Below are 22,235 nucleotides of genomic sequence, written 5' to 3'. Positions count from 1 at the left end.
GAAAGAACCTCTTATCTACTACTCCACGAAATGAAGCCCTAAATGCTTTAATTTTTGCATTAAAAGCTTCCGCAGCAGCATTTGTGCTTCTGTTCACAAAGTAGTTTAATATCCGTTCGTAATGATTCTCAATGGAATTGGCAACAGTAGTGAACGTATCATAACCAAACTCCTCAATTTCATTATACCAAAGTGCCAGTTTGGCACGAGCCACATCTTTATCTGTATAGTCTGAAAATATCTTCCCTAATCGTAGTGCGTAATAGTACACGGATTTTATATCCGGGAATTGTTCAAAGAGTAGTTTGGCTCTTACCTTCTGGCTTTGCAGCCACTTGTCTGGAGCCTTAAACAGCAGGTACCGGCTTCTGGCTAACAACTGTCTGAGTGTATCTCCATTGCTAAACACTTTAGGTTCATAACTTTCCCCTTTGGCTTTAGCTTCCTTGATTTTCCTGTTCTCATCCTTCATTACTTGCCAGCGATAAGCGATCCGAAGGTCTTGTACAGCTTCATAAACCAACTTTGAGACATGGAAACGATCCACTACCTGCATAGCCCCGGGAAAACAACGTTTTGCTATTTTCTGCATACTGCCGGCCATATCAAGTGTAATTTCCTTTACTTGGTTGCGCTTATCGGCATCTATTTTGAGAAGCACATTGATAACATCCTCTGCTTTAGTTCCCTTTACAATAGCTACAATGATGCCTTTTCGACCATGCTTATCCCGATTGGTAAGGATTGTATATAGTTCGCCTTTGCTTAAAGCCGTTTCATCAATACATAAATGATAACCTATATTTTTAGGATAAAGAATAAAGTCTTCAGCATGTTCCTTCTGATTCCAATTATTGAAATCACTTAAATGTTCTTTGTATTGAGTCTGGAGTTGCTTGCCATCCATACAGTAATGTTCTGCTACACTTTGGCAACTAACCGCATGATTGTCTAAGTAACGCTTTTAAAAAAGCTCCGAACTCAGCTGTTATGCGAGTACCGGAGGCTACTAAGTTCCAATCACGGCTATAAGTTTGTCCTGTTTCCGGGTCTTCCCAACGACGCCGCTTGATGCGTAGATATACAGCCTTGCCGCGAACAGGAAAGTCTTGCACTTCTATTTCCGGGAAGAAACCTTTGGAATGTAGATGTAAATGGGAATGCTCTTGAGGAATGGAAGGCTTTTCCTCAAGAAAAAAAATGAAGCAAGTCTCTTGAGAGACATGGTTAACCAGGTCAAAATAGTCAAGCAGGCCTGCAGGAAGGAACAAGCTCAACATCTCCAGTGGAGTGGCAGGGGGGTGAAGGTTCTGTTTCATGCCACAAAGATAGTGTTTTTAACTAATTCCCCCAAGTTTTCAAACTGAGCCTTTAAAACTCCCTAAGTCGTTTCATTAGTCGGACTAAGCATTTTCGTCTTTTCGATTATGCCTGTCTGTCAGTCGAATTACTACAGTCTTCGGCAGTGGACTGTATAGTCCGTTACCGTAGACCGTACAGTCTGCTACAATGGACTGTACAGTCTATTATAGCAGACTGTAATAATCTTCCGTTTAAAAGGACTTGGCTGACCCTAAGAAACGGCTTACTCTTCCTTTGGTTAGTGATATGATATTTAAATCCCCAAGAAAACGATGTGACCCAAGAATAACAAGTAATCCCAAGTGAACCGCTACTTCACGATCAACCGGACTGTTCCCGTTAAATTGCTGTTGACCCATTGTCGGCCGGGGATATTTCACCGCTTCCCACGCAAATTTCCGCATCTTTGTCATACAGCACGCCGAATTGTCCGGGCGCAATACCCTGCAGAGGTTCATGGCTGTGGATTCGGAACAAGTCGTCTTCCCGTGTCAGTATTCCTTTCATAAACGTATCGGTATGCCGGATTTTGAAAGAAACGTCTACAGGAGAATTTCCCTTCCATAAGTCCTCCGTGATGAAATGGAAACCACGCAAGGCAAAGTCCGTACCGTATTGCTTCTCAGTATTATAGCCTCGTGAAACATAGATAAGGTTTTCATCTATGTCTTTGCGGATAACGAACCAAGGTCCGCCGCTCAGTCCCAGTCCTTTGCGCTGTCCTATGGTGTGGAACCAATATCCTTTGTGAGTGCCGATCCGTTTTCCTGTCTCCACTTCAATGACGGCTCCTTCTTTCTCGCCCAAAAAGCGGCGAAGGAAGTCATTATAATTGATTTTTCCTAAAAAGCAGATACCCTGACTGTCCTTGCGGCGTGCACTGGGCAGTTTGGCTTGTAAGGCAATATCCCTGACTTCATTTTTCATCAGTCCGCCAAGAGGAAACAGCAGTTTGGATACTTGCAGATAATCTATCTGTGCCAGAAAATCCGTCTGGTCCTTGACCGGATCTTGTGCGGTTCCGAGCCATATTTTTCCATCTTTTTCAAGGATACCGGCATAATGGCCGGTGGCTGTCTTGTCATACAGATGTCCGGCCTCCTGTTCGAAGCATCCGAATTTGATGAGTTTGTTGCACATCACATCCGGGTTGGGAGTGAGGCCACGCTTCACTTTGTCTATGGCGTATGCCACGACATTGTCCCAGTATTGCCGGTGCAGGTCAATGATATTCAGGTTGAGGCCGTATCTGCGTGCGGTAGCCGTACATAGTTCGATATCCTCTTCTGCGGTGCAGGTAAGATCCTCGTCACCGTCCATTCCGATTTTGATATAGAAAAGGTCAGGTTTATATCCTTGTTCGCAAAGGAGGTGTACGGCAACCGCGCTGTCGACTCCTCCTGAAATTAATGCAGCTATGTTCATTTTTATTGTTTTGGGTCAATGATTATTAGGCAGCGGATATTCTTCGAACGCATAGAGCACAGTCGACAGATATCTTTCTCCTGTGTCGGGTAAGAGGACTACAATTTGTTTCCCCTCATTCTCAGGCAATTTGGCCAGTTTTAAAGCGGCATAGGCAGCAGCTCCCGATGAGATTCCTACCAGCAGTCCTTCTGTGGAAGACAATTCACGTCCTGTGCGGATGGCATCATCGTCTTTTACACGGATTATTTTATCTACCAGGCTTCCGTTGTATATCTTGGGGATGAACCCTGCGCCGATACCCTGTATCTTGTGTGCTCCCGGTTGCCCGCCCGAAAGAACAGGGGAGTTGTCCGGCTCTACTGCTACGATTTGTATGTTGGGATTCTGTTTTTTCAATCCTTCTGCTACACCGGTCAGTGTACCTCCGGTGCCTACTCCGGCAACAAAGATATCTACTTTTCCATCAGTGTCATCCCATATCTCCCGGGCGGTGGTGCGGACATGGACCGCAGGATTTGCCGGATTGTCGAACTGACCTAAAATGACGGCTCCGGGTGTGGTCTTGCGCAGTTCTTCCGCTTTTTCTATAGCCCCTTTCATTCCTTTGCCACCTTCGGTCAGCACCAATTGTGCACCTGCCGCTTTTAATAAATTCCGGCGTTCCAGGCTCATGGTTTCGGGCATGGTGAGTATGGTTTTGTAACCTTTTACTCGGGCAACCCACGCCAATCCCACACCTGTGTTGCCACTGGTGGGTTCGATGATTACCGAACCGGGTTTCAGGATGCCTTTACTTTCCGCGTCTTCTATCATTGCAAGTGCGATACGGTCTTTTACACTTCCGCCGGGATTGAAATATTCCAGTTTGGCAATTACTTGTGCTTTCGCGCCCTGTTTTTTACTGAAGCGTGACAGTTCCAGGAGGGGAGTGCCTCCAATCAGTTCAGTCAATTGTTTTTTTATTCTTGCCATAATCTTTTGAATTATTAGTGGGTTATCTTTAATAATGCAAAGATAGGGGATGATGTTCAGACAAACAATACCATATTTATGGTATATTTCTTTTGTGCGTTTTTCTTTTTGTGCTACCTTTGTTACGTGAAAAATGAATCTAATCAATTATGCGAACACGAAAAACTATGATGTTCATGGCAGCACTCTGTCTGCTATGTTGCGTGGCTTGTACGCCGCAAAAGGATACTCCTAAAAAGCTGAAAGTTCTCTCATGGAATGTGTGGCACGGTGGTCACTCTAAAACTTATCCGGGAAAAGGATGTGAAGGTACTGTCGGCATTCTCAAGAAAAGCGGGGCGGATGTGGTCTTGATGGTAGAGACATACGGCACTGCTCCGATGGTGGCAGACTCACTGGGATATCAGTATCATTTAATCTCCGATAATCTATGTATCTACAGCCGTTATCCCATTGTTGAAAAGTATGCATTTCCCGATAGCATCGGTACTTTTAACTTTGGCGGAGTAAAGATTGATATGGATGGCACTCCGGTGCGCATCTTCGACACTTGGTTGCATTATTTGCCCGATATGCGCTTGGTTCCCACGGACAAGACGGAAGAAGAAATTCTGGCTTGGGAAACTGCCGGAACGAGGGATGACGAGATACGGAAGATTCTTTCCGTACTGAAACCGATGCTGGCGGAGGCCGATAGCATACCTGTCATCATGGGGGGAGACTTCAATGTACATTCGCATTTGGACTGGACGGAAGAGACGCGTAATTTGTATAATCACGGCGGGGCGGTCGTACGTTGGCCGGTTTCTGTTGCGATGGAAAAAGCCGGCTTTAAGGATAGTTTCCGCGAAATGAATCCTGATGCGGCGGCCAAGTTGGGAGTGACCTGGCTGACTGATGCGGACTCTTTGGAAACGGAATGCCGGGCAGACCGTATCGACTTTATCTATTACCGGGGAAAGACCATACAGGCCACTACTTCAGAGTGTTATGATAACAGTCTGGGAAAGACATTCACTTTTGAGGGAGAGGATTTCTTCTATCCTTCTGACCATGGATTTGTTTTGTCCGAATTTGTTTTGAAATAGATTGTATGATTATTCAATTAAATATATACTGATGAAAAAGACCTTTTTAATTTCCTGCCTGTTGGTTGCTTCTTTTCCTGTAATGGCAGCATACACCGGACATGTTTATGTAGACAAGAATAAGAACGGTGTGTTTGATAAGGGAGAGAAACCGATGTCCGGCGTCAAGGTTTCTGACGGATTGAATGTTGTGGAAACAGCTGCTGACGGTAGTTTTACGCTTCCCGGTCATGCCGGGGAACGTTTTGTTTTTATTACTACTCCTTCCGGCTATAAGACTTATAACCGCCATTATCATAAAATAGAAGATAAGCAGGCTTCTTACGACTTTGGGCTGATGCCTTATGACGGAGGTTTGGGTAAGGATGGCTCCCATAAATATATCCATATTGCCGATACAGAGATTTTCAATACCAAGAATCATGATGAATGGGTAAATAATGTACGTGACTATGCAGCGAATGAGCATGCCGCTTTTATCATTCATACCGGCGATATCTGTTATGAGAAAGGGCTGAAAGAGCATATCAAACTGATGAATACGGAGAATATGGACTGCCCTGTCTTCTATTGTATCGGAAACCATGACCTTGTCAAAGGTAAATACGGCGAAGAGCTTTTTGAAAATATCTACGGTCCTGTTTATTATTCGTTTGACGCCGGACGTGTGCATTATATTGTCACTCCGATGGCAGGCGGTGACCATGCTCCCGGTTATACCCGTGAGGATGTTTATCTTTGGCTGAAAAACGACCTTGCCCATGTAAAACCCGGGACACCTATTATGGTGTTTAATCATGACTTGCTGACTTATGATGACGCTTTTGTTTTTAAAGGAGACAACGGAGGCAGCATTAACCTGAACGAGCATAACCTGAAAGCGTGGGTATATGGTCATTGGCATATTAATTATATGAAGAAGCAAGGAGATGTGTATAGTGTATCTACCGCTACATTGGATAAGGGCGGGATTGACCATTCTACCAGTGCTTTCCGTGTAATGCATGTGGATAAGAACGGTGATTTCACTTCCGAACTCCGTTATTCTTATTTGGATAAGAATATTTGTATAGCTTCTCCTGCCGGTACTGCCTTTGCCAATCGTGTTCCTGTTACAGTAAATGTTTATTCGTCTGCAACTCCGGTGAAAGAGGTGGTTTATAGTTGCCTGCAAGACGGAAAAGCCATACTCAAAAACAAGAAACTCGTTCAGGCTACCGACTGGACCTGGAATGGGGATATGCCTCTGTCTGCCAAGTATCAAGGCAAGGAACTGACCTTGCAGGTGACGGCTCGTTTTAATAATGGTGAGACCGCTTATGCCGAAAGTGCCTTTATTGTCCGACCGGAACAGGTAAAAGTGTCATTGGGTGCCGACTGGAATAACTTGTTGGGAACTTCTACACATGTCGCTCCGGTTTGTCCGCCTCTGGAAGCACCTCTGCAATTAGCCTGGACGAAGAATGTAGGAGCCAATATTTATATGACTTCTCCTTTGGTGCACAATGGTAAGGTATATATAGCTTCTGTTGACGAGAATCTGAAAGGTGAAGGTCATGTTTATGCTTTGGCCGGAGAAGACGGAGAAATACTGTGGAGCTATCCGGTTCGTAATTCCATAAAGAACACTATTGCAATAGACAAAGGTGTGGTTTTTGCTCAAGATGCGCAAGGTTGGCTGTATGCCATTGATGCAGAAACGGGAAAACTCTGTTGGGAAAAACAACTTCCTGTCAACGGCTTGCCGGCATTGATTGACGGCTTGGTAGCCAATGACGGTATTGTATATGCCGGAACCGGAAAAGGACTCGGTGCTTATGAAGCCCGTACCGGCAAACAGCTTTGGAAGAATGAAGATTGGGGACAGGGTGAAGGAACTACTACCACGCTGACACAAGGTAACGGACTTTTAATCGGTTCTGCACAGTGGCGTGCACTTTATGGAAATGATGCCAAGACAGGAAAGAAATTGTGGGAAGCCAGTGACAACGGCTTGCGTAATCGCGGTTCATCGGTTGCCATGCATGGTTCGTTGTTGTATCTTATCTCCAACCAATCTTTCTTTATTCTCGAAGCAGCTACCGGAAAGGTGATTGTACGCAAACCTTTGCCTTATAATGTAGATGTGACTTCCACTCCGTTACTTACCGACAAAGAGATTATTTTCGGTTCGGCAGAGAAGGGGCTGATTGCGCTGGATAATGAAACGCTGGAAGAAAAATGGGTTTGTCCGGTAGGAGCAGGATTGGTTTATACCAGTCCGTATATTCGCAAGGGTGCAGCTACAATTGAGACCAGCCCGGTGCTGGCAGGGAAGACCGTTTATGTGACTGCTTCCGACGGAGCGGTGTATGGTATCAATAAAGACGATGGAAAGATTATTTGGAAATATGCTACCGGAGCGCCTATTTTCGGCTCCGTCGCTGTTTCGGGTAATGCACTGATTGCAGCGGATTTTGGAGGAAATGTCTATACATTCTGTACCCGATAATCTTTCTTGCCAATTAGCTTGTTCAGAAGTCTTTATGTTATTGTTTTATTTGTAAATAGCTTATATATAATAGGTTATGTGGCGTATGGTGATGTTATTCTCACTATACGCCCTTTTTATTGTCAATCTTGTTAAATAAGCATAAACTCCGTAGCCTGAATACCTTTATAACGAATCATTCTCTTATCTTTGTAGAATAACAAATAGAAAGGCCGTGAGGCCTGCTTAATAATTTCAAATGATATTTAAAGAATTAGATCTTATAGAGCCGATATTGAAGGCTTTAGAACAAACCGGCTATACAACGCCGACCCCCATTCAGGAACAAGCAATTCCGGTATTATTAAAAGGTAAAGATTTACTGGGATGTGCGCAGACAGGAACAGGAAAAACGGCAGCTTTTGCCATCCCCATTATCCAGAGACTTTATCAATCAGATAGTAAGAAAGGTATCAAGGCATTGATACTTACTCCCACGCGAGAACTGGCCATTCAGATAGGCGAGAGCTTTGATGCGTATGCTCGGTATACGCGCGTAAAGCATACGGTAATTTTTGGAGGAGTTCCTCCGAAACCACAAATAGATGCATTGAAAAGGGGAGTACAGGTATTGATTGCTACTCCGGGACGTTTGCTCGACTTGCAGGCGCAAGGATATATTTCCCTTAAAGGGCTCGATTATTTTGTGCTTGATGAAGCAGACCGTATGTTGGATATGGGCTTTATACATGATATAAAGCGAGTATTGAAACTGATTCCCGATAAGCGGCAGACACTTTTTTTCTCTGCAACCATGCCACCTGAGATAGAAAAATTGGCAAACTCTATTCTTACGTCTCCGGAAAAGGTGGAAGTGACTCCTGTTTCATCTACAGTGGATACCATTCAGCAAAGCGTTTACTTCGTAGAGAAAAACGAAAAAAAGGATTTGTTACTCTATTTGCTGAAAGATAAATCAATAGAGTCAGTACTGATTTTCACGCGTACTAAATATGGAGCGGATAAGTTGGCAAAGATACTGAATAAGAATAGTGTGGTGGCGGAAGCTATCCATGGAAACAAGTCGCAGAATGCGCGTCAGCGTGCATTGAATAATTTTAAGGACCGGTCAACCCGTGTACTGATTGCAACCGATATTGCTGCCAGAGGTATTGATGTTAATCTGCTTTCTCATGTTATTAATTATGAGTTGCCTAATATATCGGAAACGTATGTACATCGCATTGGCAGAACCGGACGTGCCGGACACGATGGGGTGGCTATCTCTTTTTGTGAATCGGAAGAGTTGGCTTATTTGAAAGATATACAAAAGTTAATCGGATTGGAAATACCTGTGGTGAAAGAGCATCCTTTTATTTCCACTTCCGGTGTGCTGCTTCGAAAAGAAAAGGCAGAAGAGATAAAAGAAAAGGCAAAGACAAATAAAGTATATCGCGGAAGCAAGAGTAACGGTGACTATTGGCGCAGAAAGAAACAGATGCAGAATAAGAAACCGGCGGCAGCTTCGGGAAGATAGTGTATTGATTATATTTTTTTTTAAACGGGGTGTGTCAAAACGTGGATAATGCTGTCGTTTAGTTCGTAGGGGCGAGGTTCGCTCGCCCGAAAACAGTTTGCTTTGTGTCTTCGGGCAGGCAAACCCTGCCCCTACAGCTGACAATTGGATTGGCCGGTTTAGTTTTGACACACTCCCTTTTTTAGTATCTGATAGCTTGTGTTTAGAACATAGCTACCGGGCGTGTATTGTAAGTACTTCCTTTGCTGTTTGCCATTAATATTCCACTGAAGAAGTTCAAATACCATGCTTTGTTTTTATTGCCTTCCGAAGAAGTCCAATAACTCTGCTGGTCGAAATCTTTGAAACATTCCTGCTTGGCGTTACATATCACACCGGCATGATGTAACTCCCAAAGCAGTGCCAGTTCGCCCACTGCCGGCAGATACCATTCGCCTGCTCCTTTTCCGGGTTTGCTGTATTGGTAGCAATAACTTCCTGCCGGATAAGTAGAGGTGCTTTTGTTGATATAAGATGTATTTGTTGCTCCATTGAAGTCGCTCAGGATGCCTTCCGACGGCCAGGCGGTAATCAATCCTGTTTCTGTATTAATGGTAGTTCCTTTGATTTGTTCTTCAGCATTATCGGAGAAATAGGAATCTGCAGTACCGTTAAAATAGGGCAGACAACCGATTTGCTGTGTGCCATTGATAATAGTATCGTTTTTCAATCCTTCGATATCCTCCGATTTACTTGCCCATCTCACTTTGTTTCGCGCATTGGTTAGTGCCACGATACGTCCGTAAGGAGATGTGGTGAGGGTTTTGTCTAGATTACCATTTTTATCGTTCAGGGCATAAACAATACCGATACATGTCTTTTCTTCATTCATTTCCGTAGAATAAGTACCGTCGCTATAATAGTAATCGCCTACTTTGGCAGGAGCTACCGGAGTGCAAGTAAGGGCAGCAGAAGCATAATACTTTCCTTTTTCCAATGTAATGCTTTCTGTTGTTGAGGCTTCATATATGTTACCTGCATTGGTTACCAAGGTGAAATGTAGTTGTGCTTCCGAAGGGAAGAAAGAAATATAAGCACTACCCGGTAATCCGGCATCATTCTTGATAGTAAAGCTTCCTTCTGTGGTGTTACTGAATTCTCCATCTTTCAACTTTAAGGTTGCATTGGAGTAAAGCTTTCCCGAAGTGGCTGTCACAGTGATGCGTGAGATGTCATTCAGCAGTGTGCTTCCATCGGTAGTAAACTCAAATTTACCGATGGTCATCAGATTCTTCATTTCGCAACTGCCCGAGCCCGACTGTGCAGTCATATTCACTTTGCACAAAGCCCATGAATAATCATAATTTGCCACTCCTGCCAATGTTCCGTCCTGATTGGCAAGACTCAGTTGTTGGGTCAATGTATCACTGCTGTTTGCTGTAATGGCATCAGCCGGATAAAATACTGCGATTTCTTTATCACTTTTTACTTTATTCGAGATGTCTCCGGTAAACAGGTCGGTAGAAGTGGATGACAGGGTGAAGATACTTTTCTTTACTCCTGTCAAGCCGGAGTGCATGGCTGCCAGTTTTGTACCTTCATTCCAATTGCCTTGCAGCATACCCGGAGTTGTTGCAGCATCGTTGCGCACTTCCAGAGAAGCTGTTAAAGAGAAAGGAACAGTAGATGTCGTATTCGACTTGTCATCATCATCATCGCTGCATCCGAACATGCACAATGTAATGCCTAAAAGGAGAAATGTTTTTGCCTTTTTCATCATAGTTTTGCTTTTGCAAGTTTTTTATTTCAATCAGCAAAGGTAAATGTAATTTGTAGTCTTTTCAAATCTATTCAATGAAAGAAAGGCTTTTTTCGACGAATTAAGAGTTTTTGGTGGTAAAAGGCTCAATAATGTCGTTGAAAAAGGCTTCCGGTTTATTCCAAATCTTCAATTATCTTCTTTACATCTACCGATTGCAAACGACCGTATACTTTTTCACCGATGATTACTACCGGTGCTAATCCGCAAGCCCCTACACATCGCAGGCAGTCCAATGAGAATTTTCCATCGGGAGTTGTCTCACCTACTTCGATACCTAAGACACGCTTAAATTCTTCCAATAATTTTTCTGAGCCGCGTACATAGCAAGCAGTTCCCATACAAACGGAGATAGGATATTTTCCTTTGGGTGTCATGGTAAAGAAGGTATAGAAAGTGACTACGCCATATACTTTGGATACAGGGATATTCAATTTATGAGCGATGAGACGTTGCATCTCCTCCGGCAGATAACCTTGCAGATGTTGGGCTTCATGTAAAATGTTGATCAGTTCACCGGGAAGATTTCCATGTTTGTCGCAAATAGCTTTGACTTGTTCTGCCACTTCACAGGCAAGTTTTATTTCAGACATTGTTTTCTATATTTAAGAGGTTAGTCAATGGATTTGTTAAAGTAATGTGTATGTAGTAACTTCTCCGATTTTTCGCTCAAGGGTTTGCCGAGATATTCTTCGTATAGTGTTTTGATATACGGATTATCGTGCGATTTGCGAATCGGTTTGCCGGCATCTTCACGATAGAGTGCATTGGCACGGGCGTAGAGCACTTCTGAATTGCCATGATGAAGCGGCTGTCCGCCTCCGCCGATACAGCCTCCGGGACATGCCATGATTTCGATTACATGATATTTATTGTGTCCGTTGCGGATGTCCTCCAATAAATGACGTGCGTTGCCTAATCCGTGAGCAATACCCACTTTTAACTCGAAACCGTTCAAATCAATTGTAGCACGACGAACTCCGTTTAGTCCGCGCACTTGTTCAAAGTTGACATTTTGCAGAGGATGACCCGTATAGATTTCATAGACGGAACGAAGGGCGGCTTCCATTACTCCGCCGGTGGTTCCGAAAATGACACCGGCCCCTGTCGAGACTCCCATCGGATTGTCGAATTCGGAATCAGGTAACAGAGTGAAACCGATGTTGGCGCGTTTGATAAGTCGGGCTAATTCACGGGTAGAGATAGAGTAGTCTACATCAGGGTTACCGTTTGTTTTAAATTCATCCCGGTCACATTCGTATTTTTTGGCGAGGCAAGGCATGATAGAGACAACCACCAACTTCTCTCGTGGGATACCCATCTTTTCTGCCCAATAGGTTTTTGCTATCGAACCGAACATCTGTTGTGGTGAACGGGCAGTAGAAGGAATGTCAAGCATATCGGGGAATTGATGCTCGAAGAAGTTTACCCAGGCCGGACAGCAGGAGGTAAGAATAGGTAGGCGGACAGAACGGTCGCCATTTAAGTAGCGCGTGAGTCGGTTGAGTATTTCAGAGCCTTCTTCCATAATGGTGAGATCGGCGGCAAAGTCAGTATCGAATACATAATTAAAGCCGAGTTCGCGCAAGGCATAAACCATCTTTCCGGTAACCAATGTTCCGGCTGGTAAACCGAATTCCTCTCCCAAGGCGGCACGGACGGCGGGAGCTGTCTGTACGATAACTATTTTATCAGGATTTGACAGATCTTCTATCAGTCGGTTGGTATGGTCACGTTCGGTGAGTGCGCCAACCGGACATACAGCTACGCACTGTCCACAATAAGTACATTCGCTGTCTGTCATCATTTTGTCAAAAGCAGGTGCGATGGTTGTATTGAAGCCTCGGCGGATAGCTCCTAATGCTCCCACGGTTTGTACGTCGTTGCATACACTCTCGCAACGGCGGCAAAAGATGCATTTATCCATATTGCGTACAATGGATGAAGTAACTTCTCGCTTCCGGGGCGAAAGTTCGCCACCGTTAAACGGCATTTCGCGGATATTGAAGCGGAGGGCAAGATTCTGCAATTCGCAATTACCGGATTTGGGGCAGGTGAGGCATTCATTGGGATGGTCGGAAAGAATGAGTTCGGCCACTATTTTACGGGCATTCATCACGCGCAGGGTACTAGTGCGGACGACCATACCGTCAGTGCAGCGGGTGGCGCAAGCGGGTGCGAGATTTTTTCGTCCTTCTACTTCTACTACACAGATCCGGCAGGAAGCGGGATTATTTTTAATGCAGGTTCCTTTCAGGTTGATGTGGCACAGGGTAGGTATATCAATCCCTATCTTACGTGCAGCTTCCAATAGGGTGGTGCCGGCAGGAACGGTAATAAAATGATGGTCTATCTGCAGGGTTATTTGCTGTTCTTCCATAATATTCATTCTTTAAGAGTTGAAATACAGGATTGAAATTTAGGTTGTTGTGTGTCCTGGGTTAACAAACATTGATGGCTTTAAACTTGCAGCGTGCCATGCACATGCCACATTTGATGCACTTGTTCGGGTCTATAACGTGGGGTTTCCGCACGTCTCCTATAATGGCATCGGCGGGGCAATGCTTGAAACATAGATGACAACCGATACATTTCTCAGGATTGATGCTGTAGGTGAGCAAAGCCTTACACTGTTTGGAACGGCAGGTCTTGTCTTTGACATGTTCCAGATATTCATCATAAAAGTTATTTAATGTCGAGAGTACAGGATTGGGGGAAGTCTGCCCCAGTCCGCAGAGAGCCGTATCCTTGATGACATGCCCGAGAGTAGACAGCGTTTCAAGGTCTTTCTCTGTTCCACACCCTTGTGTTATTCTGTTTAATGTTTCCAGCAATCGCTTATTTCCGATGCGGCAGGGTGTACATTTCCCACAAGATTCTTCTACGGTGAAATCGAGATAGAAGCGGGCAACGGACACCATGCAGTCATCTTCGTCCATTACGATCATTCCTCCCGAGCCCATCATGGAACCTGCAGCAAGTAAATTGTCAAAATCAATCGGTGTATCAAGATGTTTTTCTGTGAGGCAGCCGCCCGAAGGTCCTCCGGTTTGTACCGCTTTAAATTTCTTTCCACCTTTAATACCTCCGCCGATGTCGTAGATTACTTCGCGCAAGGTTGTTCCCATTGGTACTTCTATCAGGCCTACATTATTTATTTTTCCTGCCAGGGCAAATACTTTCGTTCCTTTTGACCGTTCTGTGCCGATAGAGGAGAACCATTCGGCTCCTTTTGTCAGGATGATGGGGATATTTGCCAGAGTCTCCACGTTGTTCACATTGGTTGGCTTACCTAAATAGCCGGCTTCTGCGGGGAAAGGAGGTTTCAAAGTCGGTTCTCCCCGATTTCCTTCCATTGAATGGATGAGAGCAGTTTCCTCACCACAGACAAATGCACCGGCTCCGTAGCGGATTTCTATATCAAAGCAGAAATCTGTTCCTAAAATTCTTTCACCCAGCAAACCATATTCACGTGCTTGGGCAATAGCAGTCTTAAGCCGCTGAATGGCGAGAGGATATTCGGCACGGATATAAACCAACCCTTGTCGGGAACCGATGGCGTATCCGCAAATAGTCATGGCTTCTACAATGGAATGAGGGTCTCCTTCCATGATAGAACGATCCATAAAAGCCCCGGGGTCGCCTTCATCGGCATTGCAAACAACATATTTGGTATCAGCGGCTTGTTTGTGAGCAGACTCCCATTTTAGCCCGGTAGGGAAGCCTCCACCTCCGCGTCCGCGCAGTCCGGAACGTTTGATAACCCCGATGACATCTATCGGTTGCTTATGGAGCAAACTGTCTGCCAAAGCAAGATAACCGTGGCGGGCAATATATTCCTCTATATTTTCCGGGTTGATGAAACCACAGTTGCGCAATGCGATGCGTTGTTGTTTTCTATAAAAATCCATGTGCTTGGAGTCGCTCACAACACGTTCGGTTTTCGGGTCGATATAGAGAAGTCGTTCCACTCGGTGACCATTGATAATGTGTTTCGTGATAATTTCGTCAACATCTTCGGGGGTAACCCGTATGTAAAAGGTATTGTCGGGAATGATTTTGACTATAGGTCCTTTTTCACAAAAGCCGAAACATCCGGTGGTGATAACTTCCACTTGATGGACAATATTGTACTGTTCCAATGCCTTTTGGAGATGTTCGGCAATGAGATGGCCGGAAGAAGCAGTGCAGCCGGTTCCTCCACAAACAAGGATTTGCAGGTGGTCGGTGCCTATGGTAAGGCCACAACTCTTCTCGGCAATCTTTTTGTTGCTTTGCTCACGCAAGCGGAGCGCATTTTCTGCCCTCTGCATGATGGCTTGCAAGTCATGGGTAGACAGGATTTTCATGATATTTATTTTTTCTCGCCGAAATCGGCTTGTTGTTGCTCTACTTCTTTCAGTTTTCGTTCATTTTGCTCTTTTACAGCTTTTTCCTTTTCCAATTCCTTTTGGGATTTGGCTGTGATTGGAAAGGATTGTGAGTCAGACTTCATTGGGATAAGTGCTGCCTCTTCACTTGCATAAATCAAAGGATATGCCGAGGGTTTGCTTTCCAGTTCCAATTCTGCGCTGACCGGCATTTGCGAACCTTCGAATAATACACTGGCTGTTATCTTTATTTTGCCGGGTTTCAGAGTAGATTGTACCAATATCGGTGCTGTTCCCCATTTTACGGGAGCCGGATTTGCCAACACGTTTGCACCGCCGAGGATGCGTCCTTCACCTTCGATGTGGAATTTCACATAGTAATTGTTCAGGCGTTTGATGTTACCGTTTTTATCGGCAATGGCGGCTATAACCGTTACGAAGTCCGAGCCGTCGGCTTTCAGTTCTGTGTTTTCATTATCTATCCAAAGAAGTAATTTGGAAGGACGGCGTGCCGGGCATACTTTGTGAGTGGCTACTACCTTTCCGTTTATCAGTCCTTCTGCCAGTAGAAAGACTTCCTTTTGCCTTCCTTCTTTCATAGACATGTTTTTGTCTATCATGAAGTTATATACATCCTTAAATGTGATGATTGGAGACGGCATTCCTTCCCGGCTAACCGGTTTGGTATATGTCAGGCTCTTTCCTCCTTTATTATATGTAAGGCGTACTTCATCACAATTGGAATATACGGTTACATCTTTAGGAGAGAACGGTGTCATTTCGTGAGCGATATATACCATGGGACCGGTTTCGAACAAGCGGTCTTGTTTCTTGGGCGAGCGTTGCGCTTGGAACATATAATAAGAATACTTGGGCTGGCGGAACACATCCATCAATCCGCCATAGAAGGGGTCGGGGTGATAGCCGCGCTGGTGGTCGAATGAATGCCACAGGCATCCTCCTACGTGTTGGCGTGGTGTACGATAAAGCACGTCATAGCAGGTGTACGGATAGTTGGGAGCGGCATAATGCCAAGCCTGGATAAGCATTGCCTGCTCTCCCCAGTTGCGAGCTACCCGGCTGGGAGAGTTATGAGAATTCCAATCATCTACGTTATCTCCCCATTCACGGGTGAAGTAAGTGATTTTGGGGTCGAGCTTCTTTATAGCCCAGTCTTTGTCCGCATTGGCCGGATGGGTGAAAAGGACAGGGTAGACTTCATGGCCGCGTGCCTCGCTGTCGCAACCGGAGTAACAATAAGGATAAGGATATTCTTGTGCTACTAAGTCGAGTGTGTTTTTTGCAAAATCGGCCGGATACCAAGTTTCGTTCAAAATAGGTTCCCACAGCCATACGCAAGGATGATTACGATCGCGACGAACCATATTGCGGATATCACTGTAAACGCGTTGGGCAAATTCAGGAGCGTCGTTCCAGAATTGCCAGCCCGGAGTATTGACAATGACAAACAATCCCAATTCGTCACAGGCATCCATAAAGGCAGGGTCTTGAGGACAGTGGGCATTACGGATTATTTTCAGTCCGGCATCGCGTAATTTTTTTGCATCACGCCAGTGAATACTGTTGGCTACTGCATTGCCTACCACAGCAAAATCCTGATGTCGGTTGGCGCCAATCAAAGGACTTTCGTAGGGCTTTCCGTTCAGCCAGAAACCGTCTTTGCCCTTGAATTCAATGCTACGGATACCGATTCGGCAACGATAGCCGTCTATCGTGTTTCCTTCATTGTCGCGGATACGGACTATTAAATTATATAAGGTAGGGTTTTCGGGGCTCCAAAGCATCGGTTTCTTAACGATGATTTTGTCTTTAGAGGTAATGGCTTTGCCCGGACGAACCTGCACTTTATCGTTTAAGAAAGCGACTTGCCGTCCGTCCGGCTGTTGCAGTTCATATTCCACTACGCCCGTAAAGGTCTTTTTGCTTTCATTGCGCACATGGGTTTTCAGCAGAACTTCCGCCGAGTTGTCGGACACTTTATCGTAGGCAACGAAAAGTCCGCCTCCTGCTGTTTCGTTCTCAAAGTTGGGGTCGGTGATGAAGACGGAGTTATGGGCAATCAGCCAGCAGTCTCGATAAATGCCTCCGAAGTAAGTGTAATCCAGTACATCCTGTGCTTTGCCGGGAGGATAACCGGGGTCATTGCTATTGTCAGTCCATACGGCTATAATGTTATCTGTTTCCCACTTCAGTGCATTCGTGATATCAACCACGACAGGCAGATATCCTCCAAAGTGTTCGGCCAACAGTTTGCCGTTGACAAACACTTTGCTTTTTCCCATAATGGCTTCAAAATGGAGGAAAAGCTTTTTACCTTTTAAAGCATCGGCAGGAGTGAAGTGTTTGCGATACCACGCTTCTCCCTGATAGTTAATGCAACCACTGGCTTCGGTCGGCAGATATTCGATACCGTTGGGAAGAGAGACCACTTCCCAGTTCCGGTCATCAAAATGGATAGCTTCGGCTCCCGGTGCCGCACCTTTGTGCAGACGCCAGGCAGGATTCATGGAGAAAACATCGCGACCGGAATTTGCCAGCTGATAGAAACCGGCTGTAGAGAATTCCGGTTGATGGGTCGCCTGTACTTTGCATAAAGGAAAAAGCAATAAGGCGATTAAATAATAAAGTAGAATACGTTGCTTCATAATAATAGATATGTTATACTAAATAGGGATTAATTTCCCAAAGATACAATATAGTATGAGTTTATTGTAATCATGACCGGGTAATTTTATTATTTTTCGTAAAGGCTTTCTTTTCCATTAATTCTTCGGTTTCTTTCCTTTAAGTTGTATTTAGCAAACAAGGTCTGTTTCTTTGTTGTTGAGAGGTGACTCTTATATAGAAGCCTTTAATGTTTGACGTTACTATATTGCATAGTATTTCAATCCGAATATAATTTTATATAGCACCATTGGGGTCGGAATATACATTGTTATTGTTTACTTCACTTGAAAAAGTCGTGTTGTCGGGTTTAAAAAGCAATTAGGAAAGGACGTTCGTGCTTTTGTATATTGTTGATTAACAGTGTGATATTAACCTGTTTCTATATTAGAAAGAGATTAATACTAGAAGAACTATGTTTTCCATTTGAAAAATAATATATGCTACAAATATATAATAAACATATAATATGCAGCCATATTTATAGTTGAAATCGCACACGGATAAATGTTTATTAACTATTCAACGTATATGGTAGAATATAAGTAGCCTACTTTATCTTTATAAAGAGAGAAATAATAATAGTAGTTTAAGCATTAAAGTATTAATATTTATCTTCGTATCATTGTTAACGCCATTAACACAATGTATTTATTTTCATTATGCCTCCCATACCTCTTGTGTAATGGTAGAAATAAAGTAGAAAACCATTTCTTATGTTCTTTGTAAAAAGGATATATCGAGGAATGGGAATAAAAAAGCTATTTATTTAATGTGTTGATAATAAGGTGATTATTTTTCGGCATAGTTCTTCTAGAACTTAAACGGATAGAGAATTAAAGAAACGTGTCTTTATTAAATATAGTAAACCTTATTATTAATGCTTATGAATTTGAAAAATTTCACTCTAAGGAGTGAACGTCTCTTAGTAATTGCATTGTTAGCATGTAGCACTCCACATGCTTTTGCAATTTCAATGGTAAGTGAGGATTCACATAATCCGGTAGTAAATCAGCAGGATACCCATGTCAAGGGAACTGTTATCGATTCTAGGACAGGAGAACCTATCATCGGAGCTAACATTGTGGTAAAAGGTACCACTAATGGTACTATCACAGGAGTTGATGGAGATTATTCTTTGAAAGCGCCGGTAGGTTCCGTGCTGGAAATTTCCTTCATCGGTTATAAGACCGTCACAGTCAAAGCAGTAGCAGGATTGCAGAAAATCAGACTACAAGAAGACAGTTCTCTATTGGATGAAGTAGTAGTTGTAGGATATGGAACGCAAAAAAAAGTGAACTTGTCGGGTGCTGTCGATGCAATCTCTTCCGAAGCTTTGGAAGATAGGCCTATCATCAATGCCGGACAAGGTTTGCAAGGTGTAATTCCAAACCTGAATATCACTATTTCTAATGGTGCTGCCAACTCTACTCCTTCATTCAATATCCGTGGTGAAACTTCATTAAACGGTGGTGACCCTTTAATTTTGGTTGATAACATACCGACCACTTCAGGTGAGCTTTCCCGGTTGAATACCAATGATATTGAAAGTGTTTCTGTTTTAAAGGATGCTGCTTCCGCTGCAATTTATGGTGCTCGTGCTGCTTTTGGTGTTATTTTGGTAACAACAAAGCGGGCCAAATCCGAGAAAATTGCCATTAACGTAAACGCATTTTATTCGACTCGTAAAGTCACACGCGTACCGGAACACGTCACTGATCCTTATACGGTAATGAAAATCAAACACGATGCTGCTACGCCCTTATATAATCTATATCCGGAAAAACAATTGGAAATTGGCAAATACTTTTCAGAACATCCTAATGAAGATCGGGTAGTTATCAATCCGGATGATCCTGAATCTTGGTTGTATTATGGCTCTACTGATTGGATGGATGAAGTATATGAGTCTTCAGCTCCCTCTTATACAGTAAACTTCAATATCTCTCAAAAAGCCAAAAAGACTTCTTATTACTTATCAGGCGAATATGCACGCCAGGATGGTATGCTACGTTATGGAAATGATATTTATGATCGTTACAATATTCGCGGTAAAGTTGATTTTCAGATAACAAATTGGTTGAACTTAAGTAACAATACCTCATTTGTACAACGAACTTACGATCAGCCAAGCTTCGGACGTACAGATTGGGGACTATCTGATTTCTTTCACGAAGTAAACCGTACTAACTCATTAGATGTACCTCGTAATCCCGATGGTTCATGGACACAAAGCGGTGGTGCTATTCTTGGAGCTTTGCAGGAAGGCGGACGCAAAATAAATGACAGCCGTGAATTCTCAACAACATTTGGTCTGACATTGGACATTATAAAAGATATGTGGCAAATTAAAGCAGATGCCACTTGGAGGCGTGATAGTGAATTAAATCGTAATTCTTATCACAATTATCACTATAAAACAGGTCCTAATAAACCGGAGCAGGCTAGCGGACGCCCGACTCGTGCATCTCGTTCTACCTCGTTCTATAATTATAATGTCTATAATGTGTATACTGATTTTCACTATACGTTTGCAGATAAACATTATGTTCAAGCTTTACTCGGTTTTAACCAGGAAACCAGAAAGACCAATTCTTTCTCTATGTATCGTGATGATTTGATCAGCTCTTCCTTCCCCACTCCCGAATTGGCCGTTGGAGAAAAAGGAATAGGTGAAGATATCAGCGAATGGGCTGTGAGAGGTATGTTTTTCCGCGTTAATTACATCTATGATGACAAATATATTTTAGAAATGAACGGTCGTTATGATGGTACTTCACGTTTCCCCAAAAAAGATCGTTTTGGTTTCTTCCCCTCCGGATCTGTTGCTTGGGTTTTGTCGAAAGAAAAGTTTATGGAAAACATAAATCAAAGCATTGGTTTGGATATGTTGAAGTTCCGTGCTTCTTATGGTGCTTTAGGAAATCAGAATGTAGGTACTTATGCCTATCTGCCTACTATGAGTTCCGGACAAATAGGTCAAATATTGGATGGTTCACAGCCGGTAGCCGTGTATGCTCCGGGAGTGGTATCGAATACGTTGACTTGGGAAAAGGTTAGAACTATTAATGGAGGTATTGACCTGGCACTCTTGAACAACCGCTTGTCTGCCAGCTTTGATTACTATGTGCGCTACACGGAAGGTATGCTGACTAAAAGTAAAACGTTACCAAGTGTATTTGGTGCCAGTGAACCCAAAACTAATGCTGCTGACCTGAAAACAAAAGGTTGGGAATTGTCTTTAAGATGGAGAGATCAGTTTATGTTGGCAGACTCACCGTTTAACTATAGTATTAAAGTAGCTTTAGCCGACAGTCGTGCATTCATTACTAAATATGATAACCCGAATAAACGGTTGGGAGACTATTATGAGGGACAGGAAATAGGCGAAATGTGGGGATTGACTACTGAGGGTTTCTTCCAGACTGAAGAGGAAATTAAAAACCATGCCGACCAAAGTGCAGTAGGTGAAGATGACCAGAGCTATAAATTCTATGTAGGTGACCTGAAGTTTGCCGATTTAAACAATGATGGAAAAATTAATAAAGGTGACTGGACATTGGCTAACCCGGGTGATTTCCGCAAAATTGGTAATAGTTCGAGCCGATATCCTTATAGTTTTGATCTTTCGGCAGACTGGAAAGGATTTGATATTCGCGGATTCTTTCAGGGCATAGGTAAGAGAGACTGGTATGCAGGCGGTGGAAATCATTATTTTTGGGGAATTTACGCACAGCCTTGGACAAATGTACAAACTCATAATCTGGACCACTGGACACCGGAAAATCCCAATGCTTATTATCCTCGTGTAAAGGCTTACATTGCCGAATCAACAGGTAGCGAGCTGGCTTGTGTACAGACAAGATATATGCAAGATGCTTCTTATTTACGTATGAAAAACCTGACTATAGGTTATACATTACCACAGGACCTGACCCGGAAATTGAATATTGAACGTGTGCGTTTCTATTTCAGCGGTGAGAACTTGTTTGAAATTACTCACCTGAAGGCCAATCTCGACCCGGAAGCCTTGGATTCCAGCAGTAAAGTATATCCTTTACAACGTTCTTATTCTTTTGGTGTTAATTTAACTTTCTAATTAATTTACTGATATGAAACAATTAAAAACTATATATGTAGTAGCTACCTTTATGGGATGTGCACTTTTTACCGGATGCAATGATGATTATCTGCAAAAATATCCGGAAGATAGCTTGAATGAAGAGGCATTCTTTAAAACTGTAACCGATTTGGAAACTTATACCAATGGCTTTTATGGCATGTTTGGAGCCTCGTATGACGATTTATTTTCTGATAATATCGGTCATGGAACAGGTGATTATACATTTAGTCAAAAATTAAAAGGACGTATTGATGAGACTAAAATAGGATCATTTGGATGGAAAAAGGATGGCGTATGGGAAAATATTCATGATATCAATTTTATGTTAGTCAATGCTCATAAAGTGGAGGGTGACGAAAATGAAAAGAAACCATTAGTGTCCCGTTAAAATGGGACGAGTTA

General features: G+C 43.4%; 14 protein-coding genes. 5 read left to right on the top strand and 9 right to left on the bottom strand.

The annotated features are described in order from the left end of the window. The 4 genes from HMPREF1534_RS07550 to cysK form a co-directional block, all read right to left on the bottom strand. Window positions 1-907 (bottom strand): ISAon1 family transposase (locus tag HMPREF1534_RS07550; RefSeq protein WP_005941280.1); only part of this gene is annotated, 907 nt, incomplete at its 3' end. Window positions 908-935: 28 nt separating this feature from the next. Beyond that, window positions 936-1,319, bottom strand: a complete 384-nt coding sequence (locus HMPREF1534_RS07555; RefSeq protein WP_005937579.1) for an ISAon1 family transposase N-terminal region protein — start codon at window positions 1,317-1,319, stop codon at window positions 936-938. Window positions 1,320-1,701: 382 nt separating this feature from the next. Beyond that, on the bottom strand, window positions 1,702-2,787 hold the full coding sequence (mnmA, locus tag HMPREF1534_RS07560) for a tRNA 2-thiouridine(34) synthase MnmA (protein ID WP_005941277.1): 1,086 nt from the start codon (window positions 2,785-2,787) through the stop codon (window positions 1,702-1,704). A 15-nt stretch (window positions 2,788-2,802) separates the two neighbouring features. Then, window positions 2,803-3,762, bottom strand: coding sequence for a cysteine synthase A (cysK, locus tag HMPREF1534_RS07565; protein ID WP_005941274.1), 960 nt, complete (start codon window positions 3,760-3,762; stop codon window positions 2,803-2,805). Between the two features lie 176 nt (window positions 3,763-3,938). Here cysK and HMPREF1534_RS07570 point away from each other — a divergent pair, with 176 nt between their 5' ends. The 3 genes from HMPREF1534_RS07570 to HMPREF1534_RS07580 all read left to right on the top strand — a co-directional run bounded on the left by HMPREF1534_RS07570 (window position 3,939) and on the right by HMPREF1534_RS07580 (window position 8,857). Then, a complete protein-coding gene (locus HMPREF1534_RS07570; protein ID WP_005941271.1) occupies window positions 3,939-4,850 on the top strand; it encodes an endonuclease/exonuclease/phosphatase family protein in 912 nt (303 codons plus the stop codon). Window positions 4,851-4,881: 31 nt separating this feature from the next. Continuing rightward, entirely contained in the window at window positions 4,882-7,341 is a 2,460-nt protein-coding gene (locus HMPREF1534_RS07575; RefSeq protein WP_005941269.1) for an outer membrane protein assembly factor BamB family protein, read from the top strand. Window positions 7,342-7,579: 238 nt separating this feature from the next. Next, complete coding sequence (locus HMPREF1534_RS07580) at window positions 7,580-8,857, top strand: DEAD/DEAH box helicase (protein WP_005941266.1); 1,278 nt, start codon at window positions 7,580-7,582, stop codon at window positions 8,855-8,857. A 202-nt stretch (window positions 8,858-9,059) separates the two neighbouring features. On the opposite strand, the gene HMPREF1534_RS07585 is transcribed toward HMPREF1534_RS07580, so the two are convergent. The 5 genes from HMPREF1534_RS07585 to HMPREF1534_RS07605 form a co-directional block, all read right to left on the bottom strand. Then, window positions 9,060-10,613: an Lcl domain-containing protein gene (locus tag HMPREF1534_RS07585; protein WP_005941262.1), complete on the bottom strand. Its 1,554-nt coding sequence runs from the start codon at window positions 10,611-10,613 to the stop codon at window positions 9,060-9,062. 158 nt (window positions 10,614-10,771) lie between these two features. Beyond that, window positions 10,772-11,248 (bottom strand): NADH-quinone oxidoreductase subunit NuoE family protein, encoded by a 477-nt coding sequence (locus HMPREF1534_RS07590; protein ID WP_005941258.1) that lies wholly within the window; start codon window positions 11,246-11,248, stop codon window positions 10,772-10,774. A 20-nt stretch (window positions 11,249-11,268) separates the two neighbouring features. After that, window positions 11,269-13,035 carry an NADH-dependent [FeFe] hydrogenase, group A6 gene (locus HMPREF1534_RS07595; protein ID WP_005941255.1) on the bottom strand — a complete coding sequence of 589 codons (1,767 nt, stop codon included), beginning with the start codon at window positions 13,033-13,035 and terminating at the stop codon, window positions 11,269-11,271. A 61-nt stretch (window positions 13,036-13,096) separates the two neighbouring features. Then, complete coding sequence (locus HMPREF1534_RS07600) at window positions 13,097-15,004, bottom strand: NADH-quinone oxidoreductase subunit NuoF (protein ID WP_005941252.1); 1,908 nt, start codon at window positions 15,002-15,004, stop codon at window positions 13,097-13,099. 5 nt (window positions 15,005-15,009) lie between these two features. Further along, a complete protein-coding gene (locus HMPREF1534_RS07605) occupies window positions 15,010-17,691 on the bottom strand; it encodes a glycoside hydrolase family 2 TIM barrel-domain containing protein (RefSeq protein ID WP_005941249.1) in 2,682 nt (893 codons plus the stop codon). Window positions 17,692-18,596: 905 nt separating this feature from the next. Between HMPREF1534_RS07605 and HMPREF1534_RS07610 the strand changes: the two genes are divergently transcribed. Next, window positions 18,597-21,809 carry a SusC/RagA family TonB-linked outer membrane protein gene (locus HMPREF1534_RS07610; RefSeq protein ID WP_229031851.1) on the top strand — a complete coding sequence of 1,071 codons (3,213 nt, stop codon included), beginning with the start codon at window positions 18,597-18,599 and terminating at the stop codon, window positions 21,807-21,809. Window positions 21,810-21,822: 13 nt separating this feature from the next. Then, window positions 21,823-22,221 carry a hypothetical protein gene (locus tag HMPREF1534_RS07615; RefSeq protein ID WP_005941244.1) on the top strand — a complete coding sequence of 133 codons (399 nt, stop codon included), beginning with the start codon at window positions 21,823-21,825 and terminating at the stop codon, window positions 22,219-22,221. Window positions 22,222-22,235: the final 14 nt, after the last annotated feature.

The organism is Phocaeicola massiliensis B84634 = Timone 84634 = DSM 17679 = JCM 13223, from assembly GCF_000382445.1.
Classification (GTDB): Bacteria; Bacteroidota; Bacteroidia; order Bacteroidales; family Bacteroidaceae; genus Phocaeicola; species Phocaeicola massiliensis.
Note: the sequence above shows the minus strand (reverse complement) of the source record. Positions and strands in the feature narration are given on the sequence as shown.

Coding starts and splice junctions, on each gene's coding strand:
- HMPREF1534_RS07555 (WP_005937579.1), bottom strand. CDS start 1,319: ATGAAACAGAACCTTCACCCCCCTGCCACTCCACTGGAGATGTTGAGC.
- mnmA (WP_005941277.1), bottom strand. CDS start 2,787: ATGAACATAGCTGCATTAATTTCAGGAGGAGTCGACAGCGCGGTTGCC.
- cysK (WP_005941274.1), bottom strand. CDS start 3,762: ATGGCAAGAATAAAAAAACAATTGACTGAACTGATTGGAGGCACTCCC.
- HMPREF1534_RS07570 (WP_005941271.1), top strand. CDS start 3,939: ATGGCAGCACTCTGTCTGCTATGTTGCGTGGCTTGTACGCCGCAAAAG.
- HMPREF1534_RS07575 (WP_005941269.1), top strand. CDS start 4,882: ATGAAAAAGACCTTTTTAATTTCCTGCCTGTTGGTTGCTTCTTTTCCT.
- HMPREF1534_RS07580 (WP_005941266.1), top strand. CDS start 7,580: ATGATATTTAAAGAATTAGATCTTATAGAGCCGATATTGAAGGCTTTA.
- HMPREF1534_RS07585 (WP_005941262.1), bottom strand. CDS start 10,613: ATGAAAAAGGCAAAAACATTTCTCCTTTTAGGCATTACATTGTGCATG.
- HMPREF1534_RS07590 (WP_005941258.1), bottom strand. CDS start 11,248: ATGTCTGAAATAAAACTTGCCTGTGAAGTGGCAGAACAAGTCAAAGCT.
- HMPREF1534_RS07595 (WP_005941255.1), bottom strand. CDS start 13,035: ATGGAAGAACAGCAAATAACCCTGCAGATAGACCATCATTTTATTACC.
- HMPREF1534_RS07600 (WP_005941252.1), bottom strand. CDS start 15,004: ATGAAAATCCTGTCTACCCATGACTTGCAAGCCATCATGCAGAGGGCA.
- HMPREF1534_RS07605 (WP_005941249.1), bottom strand. CDS start 17,691: ATGAAGCAACGTATTCTACTTTATTATTTAATCGCCTTATTGCTTTTT.
- HMPREF1534_RS07610 (WP_229031851.1), top strand. CDS start 18,597: ATGAATTTGAAAAATTTCACTCTAAGGAGTGAACGTCTCTTAGTAATT.
- HMPREF1534_RS07615 (WP_005941244.1), top strand. CDS start 21,823: ATGAAACAATTAAAAACTATATATGTAGTAGCTACCTTTATGGGATGT.